The organism is Anabaena azotica SJ-1 (assembly GCF_047275885.1).
GTDB lineage: Bacteria > Cyanobacteriota > Cyanobacteriia > Cyanobacteriales > Nostocaceae > Trichormus_B > Trichormus_B azotica_A.
The window spans coordinates 2,575,938-2,601,493 of record NZ_CP178454.1; the positions used below are offsets into that span (position 1 = coordinate 2,575,938).

The window sequence follows — 25,556 nt, forward strand, 5'->3', positions numbered from 1 at the left end:
ATAGTATGTCAATTATTATAGCAGAAAACCTGAGTAAATCCTATCCAGTAGCAATTAAAGAACCTGGTATTCGTGGGACTCTTACCCACTTTTTTCGCCGTACATATCGCGATATTAATGCTGTTCAGGATGTCTCTTTTAATATTGAACCTGGCGAAGTAGTCGGTTTTTTAGGACCCAATGGTGCTGGAAAAACTACTACATTAAAAATGCTCACAGGATTAATTCATCCTTCCAGTGGCACAGTCAAAGTGGCTGGATATGATCCCTTTCGTCGTCAAGAAGCTTTCTTACAAAAAATCACCCTAATTATGGGGCAGAAACAGCAATTAATTTGGGACTTACCAGCAATAGATTCCTTAAAAATTAACGCCGCCGTTTACAGTATTTCTGATAAAGAGTTTCATCGGCGAGTTGGTGAATTAACAGAAATGCTATCTCTAGGAGGAAAGCTAAATCAACCAGTCAGAAAACTTTCATTAGGTGAAAGAATGAAAGCCGAACTGTTAGCCGCACTTTTACACCGTCCCCAAGTTTTATTTTTAGATGAACCAACTTTAGGACTAGACGTAAATGCTCAAGTTGGAGTACGTGACTTTTTACGAGAATACAATCAGCTATATCAAGCAACAGTATTATTAACAAGCCATTATATGGCAGATATCACAGCTTTATGTCAACGAGTGCTATTAATTTACCACGGCAAGCTAATGTATGATGGGAGATTAGATGGACTATTAGAAAACTTCGCACCTTACCGAGAAATTTATGTCGAATTAGCTCAACCATTACCAGCAGAACAATTAATGTCCTATGGTGATATTCAACTTTTAGAAGGACGAGCAGTGCGGTTTATAGTCCAGAGAGAAGCACTCACTCGCACAGTATCACAAATTTTAGCTGATTTAGACGTGATTGATTTAACAGTAACTGAACCACCAGTAGAAGAAGTAATTGGCAGAGTTTTTAAATCTGGTGTTGTTTAAAAGGTAATAGGGAATAAAAAAATATGAAAAATTGGTTCAAAAAAGTCCTGACTTTACTCACAGTATATTATAGCTATATGCTGGAATATCGATCAGAACTCATCTTATGGGTTTTGTCTGGTTCTTTACCCATTATTCTCATGGGTGTCTGGATAAAAGCAGCAGAAGGAGGAAATTTTGAATTAACAGCAGTGGATTTTGCGCGTTATTTTTTTGCTGTTTTTCTGGTTAAACAACTTACCGTTGCTTGGGTAATTTATGAATTTGAAAGAGAAGTAGTAGAAGGTAAACTATCACCCCGACTATTACAACCTATAGACCCAGTAATTCACCATCTGTCCAACCATATTGCTGAAAGATTTGCCCGGATGCCTTTTGTATTTCTATTAGTAGGATTATTTTTTCTATTATATCCCCAAGCTTTTTGGGTGCCTAGTTTAGCAAATTTAGTGTTTTTTACCTTGGCTGCGGTGCTGGCTTTTGCTTTACGTTTTTTAATTCAGTACACGCTGGCAATGTTAGCATTTTGGACAGAAAGAGCAACAGCCTTAGAAAATGTTTGGTTTCTGTTTTTTCTGTTTTTATCAGGCATGATTGCGCCTTTAGAAGTCTTTCCACCAGAAGTGAGAAATGTAGTAATGTTTACACCATTCCCTTATTTAATTAATTTTCCTGCCAGTATTTTGGTAGGTTTACCAGTGGATTTAACAAGGGGATTTTTATCAATTTTAGGTTGGTTTATGATATTTTTAGGTGCTAATCGTTTATTATGGCGTGCAGGATTAAAGCGGTATTCGGGAATGGGAGCATGAAAAATTCAAAGATATATTTAAGCTGGTTCATTAATCTTGATTAATATCATTTTGAGTAGAGTTAATATTTTGCATCAATTTTTGCAATTCATCGAGAGTATTTACAGTTAAAACTCCTTTTTGAATATTTTTTAAAAGTTCCAAATCAGAAATTTGTGATATTTCTGGTATCAGTTCCAACCCTTCAGCACCGAATTTAACATCTAAAGCCAACTCAATCCCTGATAGCCTCTCTTTTAGCCGTCCTTCTTCTATACCTTTGTGCAGAATTTCCTGATAAAAAAAAGATTTTTCTAACACTTTAAACCTCCACCTAATAATTTCTTTACAGCAGTTTTCATGTATTTAAACTCCATTCAAAATTAATTCATTTCTTCCTTTGCTCCTTTGCGCTAAATTTTTACTAAAATCTGTTTGAACACCTGAAAATTGCTGTAAATCTCACTAGAGTAATTTTAAATTCTCTGCATAAATTCTTGCAACTCATCAATATTATTGATAGTCAGAATGCCTCTTTGAATAGTTTTTAACTGTTCTAAATCAGCAATTTGTGATATTTCCGGCATTAGTTGTAAACCTTCTTGACCGAATTTGATTTCTAAACTCAGTTCAATGGCTGAAACTATACCCCGTTTTTCACCTTTTAGTTCACCTCTTTGTTCACCTTCTTTTAAAATCTGTTGATACCAGGGAGACTCGCGTAATACCACCATATCCCACCTCATGATTTGCTGAACTAACACGCTATCTAATACGAAGGGAGCAAAAAAAGCCATGACTGTTTCTAATTGGCTTAATTGCTCATCTGCACGGAGCATTTGTAAGGCTTGTCTGACGGTCGCTTCTTCACCACCACCTTTGAGAATTGGTACAAAGGGAAGTAGGGAAGGAATGGGTTGACTTAAAGCTATTTCCACATCAACTTCCCACCGATTTATCACCCGGTAGTCTTGACGCGTTTGTAAACCCGCAAATTCTGATTCGTAGCGGGTAGGAATTTCTGCTTCGCTTTCTTTGAGAATATTAATTAATACTGGGTAGGTGGGAAGATCATATTTTTCTTCTGCTAATGCTGTATAAGCCCGCATTCGTTTGGGAATTTCTGGTTTATATCGTAATTGTAACTCGTTGAGTACAAGAAATTCACCGTACTTTGGACTGGTGGCTTTAACTAATACATCACTTTCTCGGCTTATCCATTGAAATTCTGAGTTGATGATTTCTCCGGTGATAATGTCGGGAATTTGTGTCACCCATTTTACCCAATTTTCGGGTGCGAGGCTGATGAGTTTTTTGGTGCTGATATCTGCTTTTTTGACCATAAGGGGAATCAGATTTATTTCATGCAGAGAACGAGAAATATTACAAGTTACTTGGTGTAGTTTTAAATTTATCTGCTGAACCTAATGAATAATCTTCTAATTTAAAATCAGCAAAGGGTTTTTTCTCTAATCTATCTCTTAAGGCTTCATCTAAAATGACTCCTTCCGCTTGTTTCTTGACTCCAATGATAATAATACTACGTTGATAGGCGGTTGAATCTTGACTTGCTTGACAATCTTTTCTCTGAAATTGTCCCAGGTTTAATAAGCGATAACCTTTTACACTGGGTGTGCTACTAAATATCTTTTTGGCTAATAATTGAATTTGCTTGGAACGTTCTAAAGCACGACTTTGTTCGGCTGTTACATCACCTTCACAAGAAGCTGTTCCTACAGAAATAATTTCACTAGGATTTTCCATTATTTTCTGGATACCTTCTTGTTCTAAGTTTGATTTTAAGGAGTCGAGAGTAATAGTTTGGTCGTTATATCTAATTTGATAAGTGCTGCCTAATTGCCATTTATATTCTACTGATAAAACTGCTATGTTAAATTCTGCTACTCTTCCTTGACTATCTTTGCCTTCTTCATAAGGAAAATAATCGACTTTGCCTTTTTTAACTGGCGTTTGTCCATAGTCGGCAGGTAGAACTGTAAATTTATTATTTCGGTTTGCTAGTGCTACTGTCCACAGCAATAATAAGGAACATATTAAGGCAGCAAATAAGGCTAATAAGGGTAATTTTTCTGGTTGTTTGTCTGGAGGTTTAATTGTATTTTTGGTTGTGGTTGTTGGTGTAACTATTGCTGTGTTTAAACCACCCACTACATTCATTGTGGCTACGTTACTTCCTGTATATATATTTTCCAGTTTTGTTAATTTATCTAAGATTTCTCTGGCATTCTCAGGACGTTGATTAATTTCATTTGCCATTAACCAATCAATAAAATCTAATAGTGATGGGGAAACATGATTTGCTAAATGTCGCCATTTTAAAATATCCAGGTGAGAGTCATATAATTGAGCAGGTTGACATCCCGTTAATAAAAATACAAAGGTGCGTCCTAATGCAAAAAAATCTGATTGGGGAATGGCTTGACCATGCATTTGTTCTCTGGGACTATAACCAGATGATGAAATGGATGTCATACCGCCATTATTAGCTATATAAGTTTTAGTAATTTCTCTGGCTGTGCCAAAATCAATTAATACTAATTGCCCATCTAGGCGAATCATAATATTGGCTGGTTTAATATCTCGATGCAGATATTGTTTGTTATGAACTAAGTCTAAAATTTCTGCTAATTGTTTTAACCAAGCTATAGCTTGTCCTTCAGAAATGGGGCGGTTTTGTTGTTGTTTTAGCCATTGTTCTAAATTGGGTCCTTCAATTTTTTCCATCACTATGCAATGCAAGGTTAAACCTGATCTAGTTTGATATGGGAAATACCCTTCTGCTTGGGGAATGCCAGGATGATGTAATTGTTCTAGGACATTTATTTCTTGCTGAAATAGTGAGATAGCTTTGTGATCATTGGCTAATTCTGGTTTGAGAATTTTGATGATTTTTGGTATGTCTTGTTGATATCCTTCATAGACTTTGCTAAACCCTGTTTTATCACTCAATAATCGCAGCACCCGATAACATCCTAATAATTCCAATTGAGAACCACAACTTTGACAAAAGCGGTTTTCGTCGTTGTCGGGGTGGTTAGGTTGAGGACAAACTGGGTTAATACAGAGACTCATAATAGGTGACAGTGAACAGGTGACGGGTGACAGAGAAGTATTAGGTAAGTAAATTACCAAAAATTCATTTTTGTTCTGCTAAGAATTCGGCGACTGTTTGATTAAATTCTTCTGGTTTGGTTAAAAATGGCCAATGATTTCCGGGGACTTTCTTGAGGGTGAGGTTTTTGAGGTTGGTTTTGTAGGGTTGAATTTGCCAATTTTGGCGGTTTACTCCTTTTTCTGGTTGTATAAAGAGGGCAGGAATATCAATTGGGGTGATAAAACCTGGTACTTGCATAACTGCGTCAAAAATGCCGTCACGGGCAGCGATGGTAAATTTGCTACCCCAACTTCTATCGGGTTTTTGTTCAATTCCAGTTTGGAAAACTTGCTGTTGTATGGAACTCCAGTTTTTATATTGACTGAGTTGTCTGATTTTTTGTTCAGCTTCTTCGTAAGTGGCAAATGGTCCCATACTTTTCAGGAAAGGTAAAACGCTGTATAACAGGGGAAAAGTTAATTTCAAGAATTTGGGCATTTTCCATATAAAAATTGGATCTACCAAGGTGATACTGCGTAAGCGTTTTGGGTTTTGTCTAGCCCAAATGGCTGCTAATTTACCTGTCCAAGAATGACTGACAATATGAGCAGCCGACCATCCCAGTTTATCCATTAATGTTTCCAGGTCTGCGATCGCACTCTCAAAACTATAATCTCTTTCAGGTTTACTACTCTCTCCATGACCACGCATATCTGGCGCAACTATATGGTAATTTGCCGCTAAATAATCTCCCAAGCTAGACCAAACTAAGGCATTATCAGCCATACCATGTAATAACAGCAATGGTTTTTCACCTTGGTTCCATTCTAGGTAAGAAATTTCCATATCCTCTATTGTTATGCTTTTACGTACAGGTATGCTTTGGTAATTCATAATTGATAATTAGGAACAGGGAATGGTGAAAACTCAAGAAACTGATAACTGATAACTGATTCAAGGATTGTACCCATTAGCACGAAATAATAAGGCAGATGAATGTCAAGATCAAGAAATAGCACTCCTTGAGGATATTAAAATTACTATGCCAGAAATATACCAATCAATCGCCCAACATTACCATGAGCGTACTAAATACGACCCTGAAACACTGGCTTCTAAAAGTCAGAGGTTAGACTGGGCTAAACAGCCAGTACCGTTTAAAGAATACAAAATCGGCTCTGATTATGACCTGAAACCCTATTTGCAACAGCAAGCAGAGTCTTTTGCTAATAATCCAGATGCTAAATGGTGGCAGAGACTTTCCCAACTACTATTTCACAGCTACGGACTAACTGCAAAAATGCCTTCTATGGGAAGTGCGGTATATTTACGCTCTGCACCCAGTGCGGGGGGTTTATATCCGGCTGAGGTATATTTGCTTTCCCGTGGTACGCCATTGTTACCTGCTGGACTCTACAATTATCAGTGTCGGACTCATTCTCTCATGCAGTATTGGGAAAATGATGTTTGGCAAGCTTTACAAGCTGCTTGTTTTTGGCATCCTACTTTAGAAAATACCCAACTGGCTATCATTACTACTGCTGTTTTTTATCGTTCAGTATGGCGTTATGAAGATAGGGCTTACCGTCGAATTTTTCTAGATACAGGACATCTTTTAGGCAACATTGAATTAGCTGGAGCAATTACTGATTATCGCCCCCATTTAATCGGTGGCTTTGTTGATGAAGCCGTCAATGACCTACTTTATATTGATCCGGAACAAGAAGGCGCAACTGTTGTTATAGCATTGGCAGATTTATTAGATGTTAAGCAAAATTTGCCTTTGGGAAAAACTGCATTGCCTTCGACTATTGACACTAATTATCCCTCAATTCCTGATGGTGAACTGCTAAAATATTTTCATTTTCATACCCAAATTCAATCTGGCGGAACTGTAGATAAAAATTTAACAACAATAAAACCAGAAAACACCTTAGAAGATAAATATAATTTTCCTTTTTGTGACAAAATTTCTACTGTTACTACACCAATTGACTGGGGAGAAAATCTTTTAGATTTAGAAAATACTATCTATAAACGTCGTTCTACTCGCGCTTATAGTGGTGAAAATTTAACTTTTGATGAACTTAAAGCTTTGCTTGATTTTACCTATCAGTCACAAAATTATATTGACCAAAATTTAGATAATTGTCCCGATTACTTTGACCTGAATTTAATTGAAACATTTATTGCTGTTTCTGGTGTTAAAGGACTTGATTCAGGTTGTTACTATTATGCACCTAAAGCACAAGAATTAAGACAAATACGCTTTAAGAATTTTCGCCGTGAGTTACACTTCCTTTGTTTGGGACAGGAATTAGGAAGGGATGCGGGAGCAGTGATATTTCATACCGCTGATTTGAAAACAGCGATCGCTCAATATGGCGATCGCGTTTACCGTTATTTACATCTGGATGCTGGTCATTTAGGACAAAAGCTTAATTTAGCAGCCATTCGCTTAAATATAGGTGTTAGTGGTATCGGAGGATTCTTTGATGATCAAGTTAATGATGTATTAGGTATTCCTGCTGATGAAGCCGTTCTTTATATCACTACTTTGGGAAGACCAAGGTAGTTGTCAAGAGGCAGGAAGCAGGAGGCAGAATGATATTATCTCGTTCCTAGTTTCCAACTGGGAATGTTATCACAGAAGTTCTGCCTCTACAATCACCCCAATATCTAAACCTCTGGTTGCAAATCTACACTGTAGATTTTATTACCCTCCAAGTTATGTAAACTCACAGTTAAAACTTCCGTTTTTCCATCAATTTTCACAGTTCCAAAAAATTGTAATCCTGAACTGGGTGGTTGATTTAATTTGATATCAATAGATGCAGTTTTAAACCTCACTTCTGGTCCAAAAGTATTATCTAACAGGGCAGGTCCAAAATTTCCAGCATTAAGAGGACCTGCAACAAATTCCCAAAAAGGTTTAAAGTCTGTAAATTGCGCCTTATTTGGATCATAATAATGGGCTGCGGCATAATGTACATCAGCAGTTAACCAAACCACATTTTTGATATTATTTTGCTTAATAAACCGGAATAACTCAGCAAATTCTAACTCTCTTCCTAATGGTTTTTCATCACCATTAGCAGCATTTTCAAAATTGGTTTCACCATCACGTATTATCAAACCAATCGGCATATCACTAGCGATAATTTTCCACGTAGCTTTTGATTTTTTCAATTGACTCTTTAACCAACGTAATTGGGAATTACCTAAAAATGCAGTTTCCGCACTTAATACTGTTTGGTTATTAGGAGAGTTTTTACCACGATAGCTTCTTTCATCCAACATAAAAATTTCCAGCGATTCACCATAATTGAAATTACGATAAATACGTTTTGGATCTTTAGAATCAAATCGAATAGGCGTATATTCTAAAAATGCTTGTTTTGCCCTCGATGCTAATAAATCAACATCCTTAATTTTGTATCTATCATCATCCAATATTTGCCCCGGATACCAATTATTTCTGACTTCATGATCATCCCATTGTACCAATTGAGGCACTTGGGCATTAAAGCGGCGCACATTTTCATCTAGCAAGTTGTAAATATAGTTACCACGAAATTCCTTTAGTGTTTCTGCAACCTTTGATTTTTCTTCTGTGGTAATATTTTTCCAGATCCTGCCATCATCTAGTATCACTTCTGATTTAATAGGATTATCAGCATAAATATAATCACCTGAATGAATAAAAAAATCAGGGTTTAATTTTCTAATAGATTCGTAAATTTTCATCCCACCCCATTCTGGATTAATTCCCCAACCTTGACCTGCTGTATCTCCAGACCAAGCAAAAAATATATCTTTTCCCTTTCCTTGGGGTGCAGTTTTTAAATGTCCCATGACAGGGGCGCTATAGACGTTAGTATCCGCTAAATCCTGAAAGGTAACTTTGTAAAATATATCTTGACCTGGTGGTAAATTATTCAGATACGTCCGGGCTGTGAAATCCGTGTTTTCCGAAGCAACTTGTCCAATAATGCGGCGACTATTGCGGAAATTCTCGTTAGTAGCATATTCTATAATCATCTGGGAATTGCGTAGTCTCCCGTAAGAATCGCTCCGACTCCAAATTACCGCACTATTGCTGTTGATATCACCACTAGCGACTCCGTAAGGTATAGAAGGACGATTTTTATCTGATGTGATCAATGCTGGTGTTTGTGCTAAACCTGACTTTGAGCATATGTTTATTCCCAGGATGCTGCTACTACTCATAGCAGCTTGCAGCAAAAATTGCCGACGTTTCAGTTTTGGTGAAATGTTTGGTTTCATAAAGCTACTCATTATTTATTTACAGTGTGTTGCGGATCAATGAAGCACAAGATTTCAATTCAAAAATGGCTTATGTATGTCACGCTGTGCTATCAAGTATCAAACGAATTTTAAACCTCACTCTTACAGGATTTACTTAACACTATTTGTATAAACAGTGCGTCTATGCAATTATCTAACAATGAAAACCAGTGGCTACAGATATTACAGGATTATCAAAATATAAACCCACAATCTGAAGAAATTTTTAATGATTTAGTTCAACTAGCAGCTGATTTTTGTGAAACACCAGTTGCGGTAATTAGTTTAATTGATAGTGAACGAGAATGGTTTAAGGCAAAAATTGGTATCACCATATCAGAAGTTCCGCTAAATTTTGCCTTTGGCAGATATACTATTCTGGAATCTGAAATATTTATCATCCCTGATACATTACAGGATCAAAGGTTTGCAGCTTATCCTATTGTCATCTCAAATCCTTATTTTCGTTTTTATGCAGGAATTCCCCTCATTAATTCCAGAGGCTTGGCTTTAGGTTGTTTGAGTGTTATGGATTTTGTACCACGTGAATTAGCCATTAAGGAGATAAAAGCCTTACAAGGTTTAGCAACACTAGTCACCAGGCATTTAGAGTTAAATCTCCAGAAAAAAGCTGACAACATCATAATTCGAGATATTATTCAAGCCATTCCCTTACCATTAATTATTTTGCGTGTATCTGATGGATTAATTTTGTATGCTAATCCAGAATTTATGCAAACATTTCAGATTGATGCCGAAAAATTATATAATATCCATATCTCAAATTTATACGATGAAATTTATGAATTAAATTCATTGATAGTAAATTTATTCAACAATAATTATCCCCCTAATCAAGAAATTCTTTTTCATAAAAAAAATGGTTCTTCTTTATGGGTAATAACTTCATTACAATATTTAAAAATTAATAATGAGAATGTAATATTAATTGTTTTTTATGATATTACTAATCGGAAAAATTCTGAAACTAAACTGCAAGAGCAAAATGAATTTTTACAATCAATATTCAAAAATATTCCCTTGATGATTGCATTGAATGATATCAACGGAAAAGTACAGTGGGTAAACCATTATTTGGAAAAAACTCTAGGCTGGACTTTAGAGGATTTCCAAACTCATGATATTTTTGCAAAACTATATCCTCGAACCGAATATCGTCAGTGTGTGATTGACTTGATGAAGTTTGCACAACCAGTTTGGAATGACCTGAAATGTCATTTGCAGGATGGTTCGATACTAGATACATCTTGGACTAATGTCTACCTTCCCAATGGTCAAATTCTCGGTATTGGTAAAGATATTACAGCACGCAAACAAAGTGAACAGGCTTTAAATGCTCAAATTGAACGAGAAAAATTGATGCGAACTATTGCACAACGCATTCGACAATCTTTGAATCTTGAAGATATTTTAAATGCAACAGTTAAAGAAGTGCAAGATTTGTTGCAGGTAGATAGAGTCATAGTTTATAAGTTTGACCGAGACATGAGCGGTAAAATTATGGCGGAATCGGTAACACCTGGATGGACAATTTCTTTGGGTTCAGAAATTAAAGATACTTGTTTTACATCGGGCGCAGGATTAGAGTATCATCAAGGACGCAGACGAGCAATTTCTAATATTTACACGGCAGAATTGAGCGAATGTCATCTTAATTTATTGGCACAGTTTCAAGTCAAAGCCAACTTAATTGTGCCAATTTTGTTAAAAACAGGAGAAGAAAATTGCGTTGCTTGTTTGTGGGGTTTATTAATTGCTCATCAATGTTCAGCACCTCGTGAGTGGGAAGAAAATCAATTAGATTTGCTAGAGCAACTGACGGTGCAAATTGCCATAGCTATTCAACAATCGAGTATATTTGAACAGTCTCAAATTGAACTTACTCAAAGACAACAAGCAGAAGTTGAACTCAGAAGTGCATTAGCTGAAAAAGAAGTCCTGTTAAAAGAAATTCATCATCGTGTTAAAAATAACTTGCAAATTGTATCTAGTTTGTTGCAACTGCAAGCACAAACACTCCAATCTCCCGAAATTATCAGAGCTATCCAAGAAAGCCAAAATCGGATTGAGTCAATATCTTTAATTCATAAAAATTTATATACTTCTCCTAATATTGGTCAGTTAGATATTGCTGAATATATTAATAATTTGGCTTCAGGTCTGCTGATGTCCTATCAGATAGTTCCTGGTCATATTAGCCTCCAAACCAATATAGATGCAGTTAACTTAAATGTTGATGAAGCTATTGCTTGTGGTTTAGTGGTTAATGAATTAATCTCTAACGCTATCAAGCACGCTTTCCCTAATAAACAAAAAGGTATGATTAATATTAGTTTACATAATATAAATAACTATATTCAATTAGTTGTTCAAGACAATGGTATTGGCTTGCCAAATGACTTAGATTGGAAAAATAATAATTCTTTGGGGCTGTCATTAGTTTATGATTTAGTTACAGAACAACTAGAAGGTAATATTATTGTAGAACGTAATCACGGAACATTATTCCACATTCAATTTCCACAGTTAACTTTGCATAAATTAATAGCAAATGGAGCAAGCTAAAATTTTAGTAGTTGAAGACGAAATCATTGTGGCTAGAACTATTTCTAACCAATTACATCAATTAGGTTACATTGTTACAGGTACAGCCTCTTCTGGTAAAGCTGCCATTTCTAAAGCATTAGAAACTCAGCCAGGATTAGTTTTAATGGATATTATTCTCAAAGGAGAAATGGATGGAATTACTGCTGCTCGTAATATTCGTAAAAACTTAGATATACCCATAATTTTTCTAACTGCTTATGGGGATGACCAGACTTTAAAACGTGCCAAAATTACTCAGCCTTTTGGTTATGTTGTCAAACCATTCACCATTACAGACTTACGTATAGCTATTGAAATAGCTCTATCACAACACAAATTAGAACGCGAATTGCGGGAAAATAGAGACCAGTTAGCAACCCTATTAAATTGTATGAATGATGCGGTAGTTGCTATAAATGAGCGGGGAATGGTGACATTTATGAATCCTGTAGCACAGAATTTAACTGGTTGGAAACAGGAAGAAGCTTTGGGACATAATATCTCAGATATCCTCAAAATTATTGATGATGTGACTGAAGAAATTACAGAAAATCTTATTGCTAAAGTTTTACAGCAGCAACAGGTTGTTTGTTTAGGGGAATTTAAATCTTTAATTAATAAAAACGGAAAAAGAATACCAATTGGTCATAGTGTTTCACCACTCAAACTAAATAATGAAATTAGTGGTGCAGTAGTGGTTTTTTGGGATATCAGCGAACGCCGTCAAAAAGAATATTTGGAACAAGCTTTAAAAAAAGAACAAGAACTAAATCGTCTCAAGTCTCTATTTATTTCTACAGTTTCCCATGAGTTTCGTAATCCTTTGGCAATGATTCAAACAGCGGTAGAACTAATAGAGATTCAAGGCAAAAATTTAACTGAAACTAAAAAAAATACTTATTTTAACCGTATTTATGATGCTGTACAATCAATGGAAAAACTCATGGAAGATGTATTATTCATGGGTAAAGCTGAGGCAGACTACCTGGGTTATAATCCTGTATCAATTAAATTAGATAATTTTTGTCGAAATTTAATTGAGGAATTTACTATTATTAAAAATAGCTCTCATAAAATTGTTTTTAATTGTAACAGTCATCATACAGATGCTATGATGGATGAAAGATTATTACATTATTTATTCATAAATTTACTTTCTAACGCTGTTAAATATTCTCATCCTGGTAGTGAAATTGTATTTAACCTCTCTTGTGATTTAATAGCAGGAGTAGCAATTTTTGAAGTTCAAGACCAAGGAATTGGTATTCCCAAATTAGACCAAAATCGAATTTTTGATTCTTTTTTTCGAGCCTCAAATGTCCAATCAATTCATGGTAACGGACTCGGTCTGGTAATTGTAAAAAGATGTGTGGATGCTCACAATGGTGAAATTAATATCAGTAGTCAAGAGGGTATGGGGACAATATTTACTGTCACCTTACCGTTAAATCAGTTACCAGTGGACAGTTAACAGTTATTACTGTCACCTGCCACCTAATTATCCTGACGCACACCACCTACAACTGGCTTAACTTCATCTGAAGAAAATGGATCAGTACCACCTGTCCAGTTAAAATCACTAATGCGGATGGTGAAACCGCCTAATTCCAACACTGGATTGTAACGCAAAATAATTCCGTAGGTGCGGCGATTATATTCTACAGTGTAGTCTGTGCTGCTTTCTTGTCCTGTATCGAGGTTTATAGATGTTTGCAGCCCTAAGCGAAATGGTCCATATATTTGCTGTGAAATCCCAGCACTTATAACTTTATTATCTACGGAGCGATCAAACAAAAAGGGTGATAATCCGCTGTTGAAGCCTTGGGAATAACTGATATTAAAAGCTGTGTAATCTAAAAATGGTCGAGAAAAATGACCAAGCTGCCCAACTAAACCGATTGTTCCAATTAAGGTGCTTTGATTATCGCCATTAGTGTAATAACTTGTAGTACCAGTTACACCTGCGATCGCTTGCAAATAAGGTATAACTGGATTAGGTGTATATTTTAATCCTTCCGTGGCAGTTGGTGGTAATGGTTTTCCTTGCCACAGTAAAAACCCCTTACTCAGAGAAGCACTTCCTTGTAAGCGACCTAAAGAAATGCGGTCATTCTTGCGCTGAGGCTCTAGTAAATCTTGGCGATCCGTATTAGCATCTATATACTGAGCGCCTGCTTGATAGCTAAGATTAATCCCACTTTGACCCAAGGGAATAATCGGGGAAGTAATAACTCCACCAAAACTACTCTGAACTGTTTGAAAGCCGAGAGTACCATTATAAAGGCGATCGCGATAACTATATTCTAGATTCAATGTGTGGGGATTTACCTCACCCAAAGCCTGACGCAACCGTAAACTCCCTCGTAAATTATTTTCTACTTTGTTAAAATCGAGACTTGTTAATTCTCCCTTGCCTTCAACAGTAGTTTTGGGGCCTAAAACAGAATTCAACTTACTTTTTATACCAAACAAATCTGCAACATTACCACTACCCTCAAAAGCCTTCTGCACAAAAAACTGAGGTGTAATGCTCCAGCGAGTCTGATCATTATTTATAGCTGAAAAATTACGTTCAACAAAAAAACCACCCCGCTTACTACCATCAAATCCTGGAGAGACAATGAATGGATTCACATCCCGTTCCCGACGGTCAATTTTTTGGTTATCAATGGGAATTGGTAAAATAAATTTTTGGTCAAATACTAAACGTTGACGCTGAGTATTAACACGGTCTACCAAAGGCGCTTCTCTGGTCATAGTCACCTTAGAAGCCCGTAATTCTAATTCAGGCGGTGAAAAAGGATCATTAGTAATTCTTACATCCTCCGCTTGCCAACCATTGGGATAAAAGTCAATGCGTTGGGCTTCAAATCGCAACCGTTTGACAACACCACCTGTTTTTGGTGGGGGAATATTTCTCGCATCTGCTTGACCACCGATGGTAACATTAATTCCTCCGGGACTGCTAATATTACTTACAGGTTGATTAGCACGAATGCGATCGCTTGGTGGACGACTAGGCACACCACCAGCAGTAATATCTGTGGTTGCAGAAGGTGAAAAAGCCAAATCTGTTTGAGTTGTGGGAACGTAAATTTCTCCCCTGCCATTTTCCAAATCCCCACTGTCTTGGATAAAATTATAGGTAAAACGTTGTCCCCTTAATACCTGATTCCCCCTAGTTAAAGCAACATTACCGTCTCCCACCGCAATCAAATTATCCAAGTTTACCTGTAATCTATCAGCATCTACTATCGCCCCATCAAATCGCACCACCACATTACCTTCAGCGGTAACAATTCGCTTTTGTTCATCATACTCCTGGCGATCGGCAATCACCTCCACAATTCGTTGTCTGACTTGTGAAGTATTTGTTGAAGGTTGTGCTGTAGTTTCTGGGGTTGGAGGAAATTCTACAGTAGTAGAAGTTGACGGTTGGTTATTAGCATTACGCGGCTTAAACTCAATAATATTTTGGACTGGCAAAGAACTTGGTGGATTTTGTGCCGTTTCTGTCTCACCACTAAGATTAATTTTATCCCCTGATTTATGTAAATTCACATAATTTTTATGTTGTACTGGCGCTGATGTTTTGATGACAACTGGTGCCTCAGACAACCATGCATTATTTAGATTATTTGTATTGGCAACTTCCCCAGAAAGTTTTGCTGAACTAGCATCTGGTGTTTTTTCTGCAATAACAGTTTCTGTCTGGGGATGATCAACATCCAAACCCATTCCCAAAACAGCAACATTTTCCTCAGCCACAACCGATTGAGTCTGGGGATATCCAACTTCTAAACCCGTTCCCAAAACAGCAGCATTCCCCCCAGTCTGTTGAGGAGAAAATTCTGGGCGTACATTCTCCAACTGAGGTGACAAAGATAAGGGTTCAGAAACTCCTGAGTCATCTTCATTGGTCTTTTCAGCAGCTATTGTAGGAGTTGGTACACCTTGAGAAATATCAATATTTCTTGAATTTATCAGTTTTTCCATACCAGTTTCAGCCTCTACAACTGAAGCAGAAGAAAGTGACTGGACTGGTTTTATATATTCAACAATCGGGGGTGAGTCAGGTGGCAAAACTGGATGAAGCATATCTTAGGAAAATCAAGCTAACGAAAAGGCAGATATACAGCCGGAAGGACTTGATTACACATTTGCCTTCCGACTTTCGCCTTCTGCTGATTTGCAGTAAGCCGCCAAGACGAGGACACTGTATCATTGTTCCAGATTAGTCGCCAGGTTTCGGGCGTTTAGTGTCTTCCGCCTTCCAGCAGTTGCAGATAATTTCTTGTATTCTTATTCTAAATCCCGACGGCCAGGGTTACGAGCCGGGTCATTTGATAAAAATCCAAACACAAAAATTCCTACGAAGAAAGCAACAACAATATAAACAGCGATTTTTAAAGTCACCATAGAAATATCTCCCAGGGGTATGACAAAAAAGTTCTCAGCAAACAGCTACGCAGAAAAGATAGCTTTTCTATCTTACCCACATCTGGTTCTTTTTTGGAGGTATGTTTCCAGGCAGGAGTTCAGGACTTTTGTAGAAGAAAATATTTCCCTTATCTCCCTCATCTTCCCTACACCCTGATTTTTTCCACCAAATCCTTAGCATTTCGGTTTTTGATCACTTTTGCCGGTGTACCCACTGCAACAGAGTAAGGAGGAATATCTTTATTGACAACCGCTCCTGCACCAACTACACTACCCTGACCAATAATTACACCATCTAATACCGTTACTCCATGTCCTAACCAACAATTATCTTCAATAACAATTCCTTGACGAGTCACGCCTTGCTCTTTTATCGGTGATAATGAATCCGCAAAATTATGATTGTTAGCATATATACCAGTATGAGATGCAATCATACATTGCTTACCAATTCTGATGTCTCCTGGCCCTGCAATACAGACGTTAGGGGCAATAAACGTATCATCATCAATATGGATGTATGTATTCTCCATAGCACCTATATCCACGTTGCGCTCAATCGCTACTCCATTTCCTAGATAAATTCTATTGCTTGGGTGTCCTTTGGCATCTAAACGGACATTTTTAAATATGTGTACCCCATTACCTATTTCAATACCAGCAGTAGAAATAAATTCCGCACCATGCTGAATGTAAACTTTTTCGCCCATAGACGCAAAAATACGCCGATATAGTAACCTTCTCAAATGAGGACCTAAACCAATAGTAGGAATATCTCCTAATAAGGTAGTTATAAACAGTTCTTGAAATCGTGCTAATTTGGCTGAATATTGCTGGCTAATCATGGCTCAAAATATCTCCAATAAATTGTTTTGGACAAGGTTAAAAATTGATCTAACTTTGTATTTTTGCTTGTGGTCTTTTCATTAAGATGCTGTTAATTAGTTAGCATTCAGCATGAAGCCAATAGGCTAGTTCAACGACAGTCATAAGTCGTCTCAATCCCTGAAATAAATGATTTTTCCCAGTCTTTATTCAATAGCTAGTAACCTGCGTTAAATAACTCTTGTATCCATTTCCTTCTATCTAGGGCTTGCTGAAAGTAAAGAGATCCAGCTAGAATGCCCTAGTTTATATTTTTCAAAGAGTTAAAGAAGCCAGATACTTAATATCAAGTCCAGCTACTTACTTATAAGACAGGTGTAATGGCTACTAATTGATTTTTCCCAATTACCAGACCTGATAGATATGATAAGTATCAAAACGGATATGATATACAACAGTAGTCAAGAGTCAGGAGTAAAACTCTCTTGCTGTCTAAGTTTCAATTTAGATTCTGTACCTCATTGATCTGCAATCAGCTTTAACTACTAGTACAGATTGGCGTAAAGAAACCAACCAGTCCAAATTTCTGAAAAGCTCACACCGTGTTGATTTTGATTTTTGCCCTGCGGTACTAGCCTAGTAATAGTCAGCAAGCATGAGACGATAAGAGTACATCGACAAAATTGGAAAAGCTTTTTATGCAACTATTGATACAGTTATATTTCCGTTAAATACTTTCTATTAGAAGGTTTTGGTACTTTTGCAATCAACTGATATCAATAGGCTATGTAACAACAAAACTACATTTAGTAATTAAGGTTTTCTAGAACTATATTCACCTTTTTACTTAACGTGCCATGTAATTTTTGTTGAATGATAATTTAGTATTTATAAGTATAAAAACTAGGGTGGAGTGTCACCAACTTCTGCCATGACGTTAAAGTTTAGCATAGGTGCAAACAAGTAAGCACTTCCCCGACAGCTATGACGGCTTTCTGACAAGAAATTTCTGGAGTAAGTGGCTCTAATCATGTCGCACACAAATGATTTACAGGCTAACAAAATCACGCTTTTAATGACATTAGCGGCTTATAGTTATAATTGACTTTAACCATAACATACTTTATTTTTAATAGACAACTTTCTCTAAAAAAATCCGTCGATTCTCTAGGATTGGTATCTGTAACAATTAATATAAGTCTAGTTTTCATATATATCTAAAAAATATGTCTAATTTTCGTAAGTAGCTATCATGAACTGCCTCTGCTAGAACCCAGAAAATAAATAATTTCTTAAGTATTGCCCTATCAGCTAATGACTTCCCTGACCCTAGATACAACTATCTGGGAAAATCCCTTACTCGCTGATAGGTATGTTTCCAAATTCGTCCGTTTTCTTGGTTAGAAAATTTTACAAGACAAAAACCAAATTACAGAGTAAAATATGCCTTTTAACTGAAACAGATGGTTGGCTTATGATGGCAATTAAAGAAATTGTGCAGCAAGCTTTAACTACTGGCTATTTGAGCGTTATGGCACAAAACCAGATCCGTAAACTTATGCAAACTAATTATGACTCAGAAGACTTAGATGCTTTGATTATTCTACACCGTTCTATTGTGGCAGGTGAGGTCAAGAAAGAGTCACTCGGACAAAAAAATTACCGTTCTGTTAAAGATAAGGATGCTTCATCAAATATTAAACTTGCTTATCAAGTCGCTGCTGAGATGGCTTTTGCGGCTGCGCTGGCTCTAACCATGCCACATAATTCCCATGATCAGCCTTCTGTAGGTGCATAGCATCATTGATGACATTTTAATTTATTTTTGAGCATAAAATTAATTTTTGCTTAATTTTTGCTTAATTTTTGCCAAGCTGAGTGTAATCGTGCAAACACTGACCTCTGCTAAAAGTTGGTTGTGAAAATTTCTGGCTGAACTGTTGAATTGAACAAATTTTAGCTGTTTATCCCCATATAAATAGGAATTACACAAGTTTTTCTTTCCTACTAGATATAATAATTAACTTATTAAGAAATAATTAATTTTTTTCTGTTGGTGGTATAGATGTACATAGCATCATTATGTGCGCTAATAGCCATCAGTAGTCACTAGTAAAATTCTCTTTTTGTATATCTTTGTCACTAAATTTTGTACTTTTTTGATTACTCATGGTAGGAAATTAGTGAAAGAAACCCATAGACCGATAACTTTTTTTGGTGTAAAGTCTAGCAAAGAGTGAGAGAATTATTCTCAATGCTTAACAAAGTCATCAAAAACTCACAAACTTAGTATAAAGAATTGGCAACATTGGGTAAAGACAGTAAACAATAACCATATCTGAATTTGAATTTTTGTCAAACTATGCAGCCAATTCGCACTTTTAACGTTTCTCCTTCCATACCCCAAAGACTAGAACCACTGCGGAAACTAGCATACAATCTGCACTTTGATTGGAATGTTGAGAGTAAAGACTTATTTCGTCGATTAGACCCTGATTTATGGGAATCTAGCCATCATAACCCGGTGTTAATGCTGGGTACTATTAGTCAAGGGCGGTTATTGGAAGTTGTAGAAGATGAAGGCTTCCTGGCACAAATGGATCGTGCGGCTCGTCAATTAGAGGATTATTTGCAAGAGCGCACTTGGTATCACAAACAGCGCGGTCAGAAACAAAAGGAATGTTATGCTTATTTTTCCGCTGAGTTTGGACTGGTAGATTGTCTACCTGTTTATTCAGGTGGTCTAGGTGTACTAGCGGGGGATCACCTCAAGTCTGCTAGTGATTTGGGATTACCCCTGGTTGGTGTGGGCTTGTTGTATCAACAAGGTTACTTTGCCCAGTATCTGAATGCTGATGGTTGGCAACAGGAACGCTACCCCATCAACGATTTTTATAATATGCCCTTGCATTTGGAGCGTAATCCTGATGGCTCTGAGCTGCGGATTGCGGTAGATTATCCAGGACGCAAGGTATACGCCAGGGTGTGGCGTGTGCAGGTGGGAACAGTTCCCCTGTATATGCTGGACACCAATATCGAACCGAACAAGGCTTACGATCACGATATCACTGATCAGTTGTATGGTGGTGATATTGATATGCGTATCCACCAGGAAATTATGCTGGGTATCGGTGGTGTGCAGATGTTGAAAGCATTGGGGTATGAAGTCACCGCTTACCACATGAATGAAGGTCATGCGGCTTTCTCGGCTTTAGAACGCATCCGGATTCTAATTCAGGAAGAGGGTTTGAGTTATGCTCAAGCTAGACAGGTAGTGGCTTCTAGTAATATTTTTACTACCCACACCCCTGTACCAGCAGGTATTGATTTGTTTGCTCCTGATAAGATTTTGTATTATCTGGGTTACTACGCAGATATCTTTAGTTTGCCTAAAGAACAGTTTTTAGGACTGGGTCGAGAAAATACTGGGGATTTATCGGGTCCTTTCAGTATGGCGGTGCTGGCTCTGAAAATGGCAACATTTTCTAATGGTGTGGCACAACTGCACGGTGTTGTCTCACGGCAAATGTTCCAAGGTTTGTGGAAGAAAGTACCAGTTGAAGAAGTACCAATTGCGGCAATTACCAATGGTGTTCATGCTCGCAGTTGTGTGGCTAAATCAACTCAAGAGTTGTACGATCGCTATCTTGGACCCAACTGGTCATCAGCAGCACCAGATAGTCAGTTGTGGGAACGGATGGATTCTATTCCTGATGAAGAGCTATGGCGTAATCACGAACGCTGTCGGCTAGATATGATTCTATATGTCCGGGAGCATTTGGTGAAGCATTTGCGCGATCGCGGTGCTTCTGCTTCTGACATTGCCCAAGCTCAAGAAGTTCTCGATCCCAATGTTTTGACCATTGGTTTTGCTCGTCGTTTTGCTACCTACAAACGCGCTACTTTATGGATGCGTGATTTGGAAAGAATTAAGCGGATTTTATTGGGGAATAAACACCGCAAGGTGCAATTTGTAATTGCTGGAAAAGCACACCCTAAAGATATTCCCGGTAAAGAATTGATTCGGGATATCAATCATTTTATCCGCGAACAACACTTGGAAAAACAGGTGGTGTTTGTTCCTAATTACGATATTCACATTGCCCGCTTGATGGTAGCAGGTTGTGATATCTGGCTAAATACTCCCCGTCGTCCCCGTGAAGCTTCTGGTACTAGTGGGATGAAAGCAGCTATGAATGGCTTGCCTAATTTAAGCGTACTCGATGGCTGGTGGGATGAAGCTGATTATGTCCGCACCGGTTGGGCTATAGGACATGGTGAAAATTACGAAGATCCTAATTATCAGGATGAGGTAGAAGCTAACGCTCTCTATGAGTTACTAGAGAAAGAAGTTGTACCCCTATTCTATGATCACCGTGATGGCGATGGTTTACCCCGTCAATGGGTGGATAAAATGAAAGATGCAATTCGTTTGAATTGTCCTTTCTTTAATACAGCCCGGATGGTGCGGGAATATGCACAGAGAGCTTATTTCCCAGCAAGCGATCGCTATCATACTCTCACAGTTGATAACTACGCCCCAGCTAAAGAATTAGCAGCGTGGAAAGCAAAATTAGGTGAACACTGGTTTAACATCAAAATCAAAGATATTGATGTATCCGCAGCCTCAGAAATTGAGGTTAATCAAACTGTGGCAGTGAAAGCTAAGGTTGATTTAGCCACTTTAGGAAATGATGATGTGCGCGTGGAATTATATCAGGGTTCCATTGATGCTAATGGCGAAATTGTTAACGCTGTACCTGTGGTCATGGATTATCAAGGACAGGATAGCCAAGGTTTAAGTGTTTATACAGCCGATATCACTTACACCACCTCTGGTTTGCAAGGTTTATCTTTGCGAGTGTTACCACAAAACCAATATCTTTCTACTCCTTATGAACCCAGGTTAATCGCTTGGGCTGAGTAGTTAATGCCTTAAAATTGGGCGTTGCTGATTGAGGTCGGCAACGCCTTTTATGATCGTGGTTTTGTCAATGCAGGACGTTTAAATATTGTAAAAATCAAAAATCTAGAGATTTTCAAATGCTCTGCGGTTTAAAATCTGAAGGTGATAATTGAGAGCAATAAATTTGTCAAATTTTATCTTAACAGCAACATCTAATTTTTGCCAAATAAATCTTACTTCCTGTAGCAGTTATATTTTAGGTTAGCAAAATGTTATAAGTTTTTATGTAGCTTACGAAAAATCTAGACAAACAAAATTTATGAAGCCTAATTACGACAAATTATTGACCCAAATCACTGGCATACTAGGATTAACTAGCGTCAGTCTCCTGATTACTTTACCATCGCCAGCAAAAGAAGTCCTCAATCCTCATCCTCATATTTTCCAAGAAGCTCCCTATAATCGGGATCAAGGTATTCAAGCAAATTCTCGTTCCATCTCTAGTGAACAGGCTTTAGCAACAGAAAAGGGCAACAATAAAACTAAAACACAGTTAGCACAATCCAGCGGCGGTAATATACTTAACCCTAAACCAAGCATTTTCAACGAACCTCCCTATAACGGACGCACTGCACCCAGCGAAACCCTACCCGTTAAGCCACCCACTAAAGTACCAAGCACTCCAGGAAATCAAAAACCTGAAATAACCGCACCTAAACCAACAATACCACCCGCAGGAGCAACATCAAGCAAAAACATCATAGAAGTAGCTCAATCAGCGGGTTCTTTTAAAACCCTCATCAAAGCCTTACAAGCCGCTGGATTGACAGAAGTTTTGCAAGGAAACGGACCGTTTACAGTTTTTGCTCCCACTGATGAAGCTTTTGCTAAATTACCGCAAGATGCGGTGCAAGATTTGTTAAAGCCAGAAAACAAAGAAGTATTGGTCAAAGTTTTAACTTATCATGTAGTAGCTGGTAAAGTCCTTTCCAGTGATTTGAAAGCAGGTCAAGTCACTAGCTTACAAGGTGATCCAATTAGTGTGAAAATCGATCCTGCTCAAGGTATATTGGTCAATGATGCTAAAGTAACAAAGGCAGATATTCCAGCCAGTAACGGTGTTATTCATCAAATTGATAATTTGATTTTGCCACCTAGTTTGTAGAACTAATCCAATAGGATTCAGTTAAGGAAAATTATCTGTTCACGCAAGTAGGGGAAACATCGGGAGAGAAATAGGATCATCTGAACCATATTGGAACTAACCCCTTGAAATTAGATTTACAAGGGGTTTACTATTGCATATTTTCTGTAAAACCTCTCTTGTATAACTGTAGAACAGTTACATAAAACGTCTCTACAAAGTGGTTTATTGCTATGCAATAGGTTATAAATTAGCGAGATTTTGTAGTAGTTTTACCATCTCCAGATTTTGTTTCTTGAAGCAACTGTGGTAGCAACTGCTCTAATTTTTGGGCTGTCTGTTCTTCCTGTTGGAGGTTTTGTTGTAGCAACTGCACTACTTCTCGTTGTCCCATCTGTTCAGCACCTTTGACCAAGCCACGATAACAGGCAATCTCGAAATGCTCAACTTTTGACTGTCCTCCTATTAAACCCAAGTCCAAAATTGTGGGATTATCCGCAGCCAGTAGCATGAGTTTTTGACCATCACTAATCACACCAGCAGCAGCATCACAAGTTACCCGTTGTGGCTGCTGTCCCAAGGTACTAAAAACCTGCTCTAAGTTTCTAATTTGCTGCTCAGTTTCACGGATGTGTGTCTCAATTAAAGACTTAAATTGATTGTTTTGACAAGATTGCCACATCACTTGCTGTGCTTCTAAAAAGCGATTTTCTGCATCGTACATTGCACCAACTTCATAGATAAATTTATCTTGCAAGTTGGTGATTTTTTTAACCCCTGGACGTTCGCTAAGTTGAACCATTGTGATTCTCCTAAAGGTTTGACCCTGTAATCTAAATTCGTACCTTTTAACCCTACGTTTAGCCTTCAGTGTTCTCGTCATGCCTGAGATACAGTTTCAATGTTATGTTTGGCTATCAACATGAATACATAGATATGGGACTTAAGATAGATATCAATAAATCACTTTTTTATCTGTTGAGTCTGGGGTGAATCAGTTAAAGTAAAGATAAGTAAAGAATGTGATTTAAAATATAATGACTGCTCCCAGCTTAGAGACAATTTCTACTCAGTTAGAAAGTCCCAATTTGCGCGATCGCATGGTAGCCCTTGCCAGCTTACGACATATATCAGCAGAAGAGGCAGTGCCTTTGATTAAAAAGGTATTAGATGATGAATCTCTGCAACTGCGTTCAATGGCCATATTTGCTCTAGGTATCAAGCAAACATCAGAATGTTATCCCATCTTGGTCAGAATTTTGGAAACTGACCCTGATTATGGTATCCGTGCTGACGCTGCTGGTGCTTTAGGATATTTAGGTGATAATAGAGCAGTTGAAGCACTATCACGAGCCTTTTATGAAGATACTGATTGGCTAGTTAGATTTAGTGCGGCTGTTTCTTTAGGCAATATTAAAGACTCTCGCGCATACAATATCCTCATCCAAGCACTGGATAGCAAAGAAGTAGTTATCCAACAAGCTGCTATTTCAGCCTTGGGAGAAATTAAATCCCTTGAATCTGTAGATCATATCCTGCGCTTTGCCCAAGCAGAGGATTGGTTAGTGCGTCAACGTCTTGCAGAAGCTTTGGGTAATCTCCCCACACCCAAAACCATCTCCGCTTTGAAATACCTAGAAAAAGACGGTCATCCCCACGTTGCAGAATCCGCAAGGATTTCTCTTCAGAGACTTGAAGAAACAGGTAATCAAATTTAAGATAAACGCTTCCTGTTACCTTTTAATAATATAAAGTGGGATTTTTTTGTATTTCGATCCAGGATAATTTGATTCATGAATATTGAAGAATTTTTTGAGTTAAGTGCTGGTAAATGGTTTTCCCATCGCACCAGTCACCATTTAGCCTTTAAGCAAGCGGAAGATGGTAAATCAGACATCGTAATTGAGACGCTGGCCGCAGATCATCCAGAAGTAGTGAAACTGTGTGAACAGTATGAAGTTCATCCTAGTGCAGCTTCCTGTGGTGCGAGAGTTACCTGGAAGGGAACTATGGAATGGGACGAAGAAAAACACGAAGGTTCTACCGTGTTGGTGACAGTACCGGATGCAGATAAACCCGGTGAAGGTAAGTTACTGAGAGAAATGGGTTATGCAGAAAAAGCACCCGTAGCAGGAACCTACAAAATTGGTGAAGATGGGGCTTTAACTCTGATTACTGAGTATGAAACCATGTGGTCTGAGGAAAGGTTATGGTTTGCTAGTCCCAACTTACGGATGCGTGTAAGTGTCCTTAAGCGGTTTGGTGGCTTTAGTATGGCTTCCTTCACTTCTGAAATTCGTATGGGTAGCACTCCTGCATCAACAAAAGCTACTGAAGCGGCTAATGCAGTTCAAGCAACCGCAGGTTAAACGCTTTTTAATTTGGAAAGTAGGGGTTTAGAATTGCTAAACCCTTACCCATTTTTGGCAGAATT

At 37.7% G+C, this 25,556-nt stretch carries 20 protein-coding genes; 10 read left to right on the top strand and 10 right to left on the bottom strand.

Going from position 1 to position 25,556, the window contains the following annotated elements; all coding sequences use genetic code 11:
* Positions 1 to 5: 5 nt before the first annotated feature.
* Together ACLLO5_RS11350 and ACLLO5_RS11355 are read left to right on the top strand one after the other, a co-directional pair.
* A complete protein-coding gene (locus tag ACLLO5_RS11350) occupies positions 6 to 986 on the top strand; it encodes an ATP-binding cassette domain-containing protein (RefSeq protein ID WP_413175546.1) in 981 nt (326 codons plus the stop codon).
* Positions 987 to 1,009: 23 nt separating this feature from the next.
* A complete protein-coding gene (locus tag ACLLO5_RS11355) occupies positions 1,010 to 1,798 on the top strand; it encodes an ABC transporter permease (RefSeq protein ID WP_413175547.1) in 789 nt (262 codons plus the stop codon).
* Between the two features lie 30 nt (positions 1,799 to 1,828).
* Here the strand turns inward: ACLLO5_RS11355 and ACLLO5_RS11360 are convergent, their stop codons facing one another.
* The 4 genes from ACLLO5_RS11360 to ACLLO5_RS11375 form a co-directional block, all read right to left on the bottom strand.
* A complete protein-coding gene (locus tag ACLLO5_RS11360) occupies positions 1,829 to 2,098 on the bottom strand; it encodes a hypothetical protein (RefSeq protein WP_413175549.1) in 270 nt (89 codons plus the stop codon).
* Positions 2,099 to 2,253: 155 nt separating this feature from the next.
* Positions 2,254 to 3,120, bottom strand: a complete 867-nt coding sequence (locus tag ACLLO5_RS11365; protein ID WP_413175550.1) for an Rpn family recombination-promoting nuclease/putative transposase — start codon at positions 3,118 to 3,120, stop codon at positions 2,254 to 2,256.
* Positions 3,121 to 3,160: 40 nt separating this feature from the next.
* Complete coding sequence (locus ACLLO5_RS11370) at positions 3,161 to 4,870, bottom strand: protein kinase domain-containing protein (RefSeq protein WP_413175551.1); 1,710 nt, start codon at positions 4,868 to 4,870, stop codon at positions 3,161 to 3,163.
* Positions 4,871 to 4,934: 64 nt separating this feature from the next.
* The gene (locus ACLLO5_RS11375; protein ID WP_413175553.1) at positions 4,935 to 5,738 is read right to left on the bottom strand and encodes an alpha/beta fold hydrolase; all 804 of its coding nucleotides are present in this window, start codon (positions 5,736 to 5,738) and stop codon (positions 4,935 to 4,937) included.
* A 196-nt stretch (positions 5,739 to 5,934) separates the two neighbouring features.
* On the opposite strand from ACLLO5_RS11375, the gene ACLLO5_RS11380 reads away from it, so the two are divergent.
* On the top strand, positions 5,935 to 7,467 hold the full coding sequence (locus tag ACLLO5_RS11380; RefSeq protein WP_413176072.1) for a SagB/ThcOx family dehydrogenase: 1,533 nt from the start codon (positions 5,935 to 5,937) through the stop codon (positions 7,465 to 7,467).
* A 104-nt stretch (positions 7,468 to 7,571) separates the two neighbouring features.
* On the opposite strand, the gene ACLLO5_RS11385 is transcribed toward ACLLO5_RS11380, so the two are convergent.
* Positions 7,572 to 9,179, bottom strand: a complete 1,608-nt coding sequence (locus ACLLO5_RS11385) for an alkaline phosphatase D family protein (RefSeq protein ID WP_413175555.1) — start codon at positions 9,177 to 9,179, stop codon at positions 7,572 to 7,574.
* Between the two features lie 165 nt (positions 9,180 to 9,344).
* Between ACLLO5_RS11385 and ACLLO5_RS11390 the strand changes: the two genes are divergently transcribed.
* Together ACLLO5_RS11390 and ACLLO5_RS11395 are read left to right on the top strand one after the other, a co-directional pair.
* Positions 9,345 to 11,786, top strand: coding sequence for a GAF domain-containing protein (locus ACLLO5_RS11390; RefSeq protein ID WP_413175556.1), 2,442 nt, complete (start codon positions 9,345 to 9,347; stop codon positions 11,784 to 11,786).
* Positions 11,773 to 13,278, top strand: a complete 1,506-nt coding sequence (locus tag ACLLO5_RS11395; protein WP_413175557.1) for an ATP-binding protein — start codon at positions 11,773 to 11,775, stop codon at positions 13,276 to 13,278. Before ACLLO5_RS11390 ends, ACLLO5_RS11395 begins: the two co-directional genes overlap by 14 nt.
* A 23-nt stretch (positions 13,279 to 13,301) precedes the next feature.
* Here ACLLO5_RS11395 and ACLLO5_RS11400 read toward each other — a convergent pair whose 3' ends face one another.
* From ACLLO5_RS11400 to ACLLO5_RS11415, 4 genes are all read right to left on the bottom strand, one after another.
* Entirely contained in the window at positions 13,302 to 15,803 is a 2,502-nt protein-coding gene (locus ACLLO5_RS11400) for a DUF3769 domain-containing protein (protein ID WP_413175558.1), read from the bottom strand.
* Positions 15,804 to 16,109: 306 nt separating this feature from the next.
* The gene (locus tag ACLLO5_RS11405; RefSeq protein ID WP_013190888.1) at positions 16,110 to 16,226 is read right to left on the bottom strand and encodes a photosystem II reaction center protein I; all 117 of its coding nucleotides are present in this window, start codon (positions 16,224 to 16,226) and stop codon (positions 16,110 to 16,112) included.
* Between the two features lie 167 nt (positions 16,227 to 16,393).
* Positions 16,394 to 17,092 carry an acyltransferase gene (locus ACLLO5_RS11410; protein ID WP_413175559.1) on the bottom strand — a complete coding sequence of 233 codons (699 nt, stop codon included), beginning with the start codon at positions 17,090 to 17,092 and terminating at the stop codon, positions 16,394 to 16,396.
* A gap of 883 nt (positions 17,093 to 17,975) precedes the next feature.
* A complete protein-coding gene (locus tag ACLLO5_RS11415; protein WP_413175560.1) occupies positions 17,976 to 18,104 on the bottom strand; it encodes a hypothetical protein in 129 nt (42 codons plus the stop codon).
* 442 nt (positions 18,105 to 18,546) lie between these two features.
* Here ACLLO5_RS11415 and ACLLO5_RS11420 point away from each other — a divergent pair, with 442 nt between their 5' ends.
* From ACLLO5_RS11420 to ACLLO5_RS11430, 3 genes are all read left to right on the top strand, one after another.
* Complete coding sequence (locus tag ACLLO5_RS11420; protein WP_413175561.1) at positions 18,547 to 18,870, top strand: hypothetical protein; 324 nt, start codon at positions 18,547 to 18,549, stop codon at positions 18,868 to 18,870.
* A gap of 564 nt (positions 18,871 to 19,434) precedes the next feature.
* Positions 19,435 to 21,999 (top strand): alpha-glucan family phosphorylase, encoded by a 2,565-nt coding sequence (gene glgP, locus ACLLO5_RS11425; RefSeq protein ID WP_413175562.1) that lies wholly within the window; start codon positions 19,435 to 19,437, stop codon positions 21,997 to 21,999.
* A gap of 298 nt (positions 22,000 to 22,297) precedes the next feature.
* Positions 22,298 to 23,143 carry a fasciclin domain-containing protein gene (locus ACLLO5_RS11430; RefSeq protein WP_413175563.1) on the top strand — a complete coding sequence of 282 codons (846 nt, stop codon included), beginning with the start codon at positions 22,298 to 22,300 and terminating at the stop codon, positions 23,141 to 23,143.
* Between the two features lie 229 nt (positions 23,144 to 23,372).
* Here the strand turns inward: ACLLO5_RS11430 and ACLLO5_RS11435 are convergent, their stop codons facing one another.
* Positions 23,373 to 23,924, bottom strand: coding sequence for a ferritin-like domain-containing protein (locus tag ACLLO5_RS11435; protein ID WP_413175564.1), 552 nt, complete (start codon positions 23,922 to 23,924; stop codon positions 23,373 to 23,375).
* A gap of 235 nt (positions 23,925 to 24,159) precedes the next feature.
* Here ACLLO5_RS11435 and ACLLO5_RS11440 point away from each other — a divergent pair, with 235 nt between their 5' ends.
* Positions 24,160 to 24,840, top strand: a complete 681-nt coding sequence (locus tag ACLLO5_RS11440; protein WP_413175565.1) for a HEAT repeat domain-containing protein — start codon at positions 24,160 to 24,162, stop codon at positions 24,838 to 24,840.
* Between the two features lie 75 nt (positions 24,841 to 24,915).
* Positions 24,916 to 25,491 (top strand): phycobiliprotein lyase, encoded by a 576-nt coding sequence (locus ACLLO5_RS11445; protein WP_413175566.1) that lies wholly within the window; start codon positions 24,916 to 24,918, stop codon positions 25,489 to 25,491.
* Positions 25,492 to 25,556 lie beyond the last annotated feature (65 nt).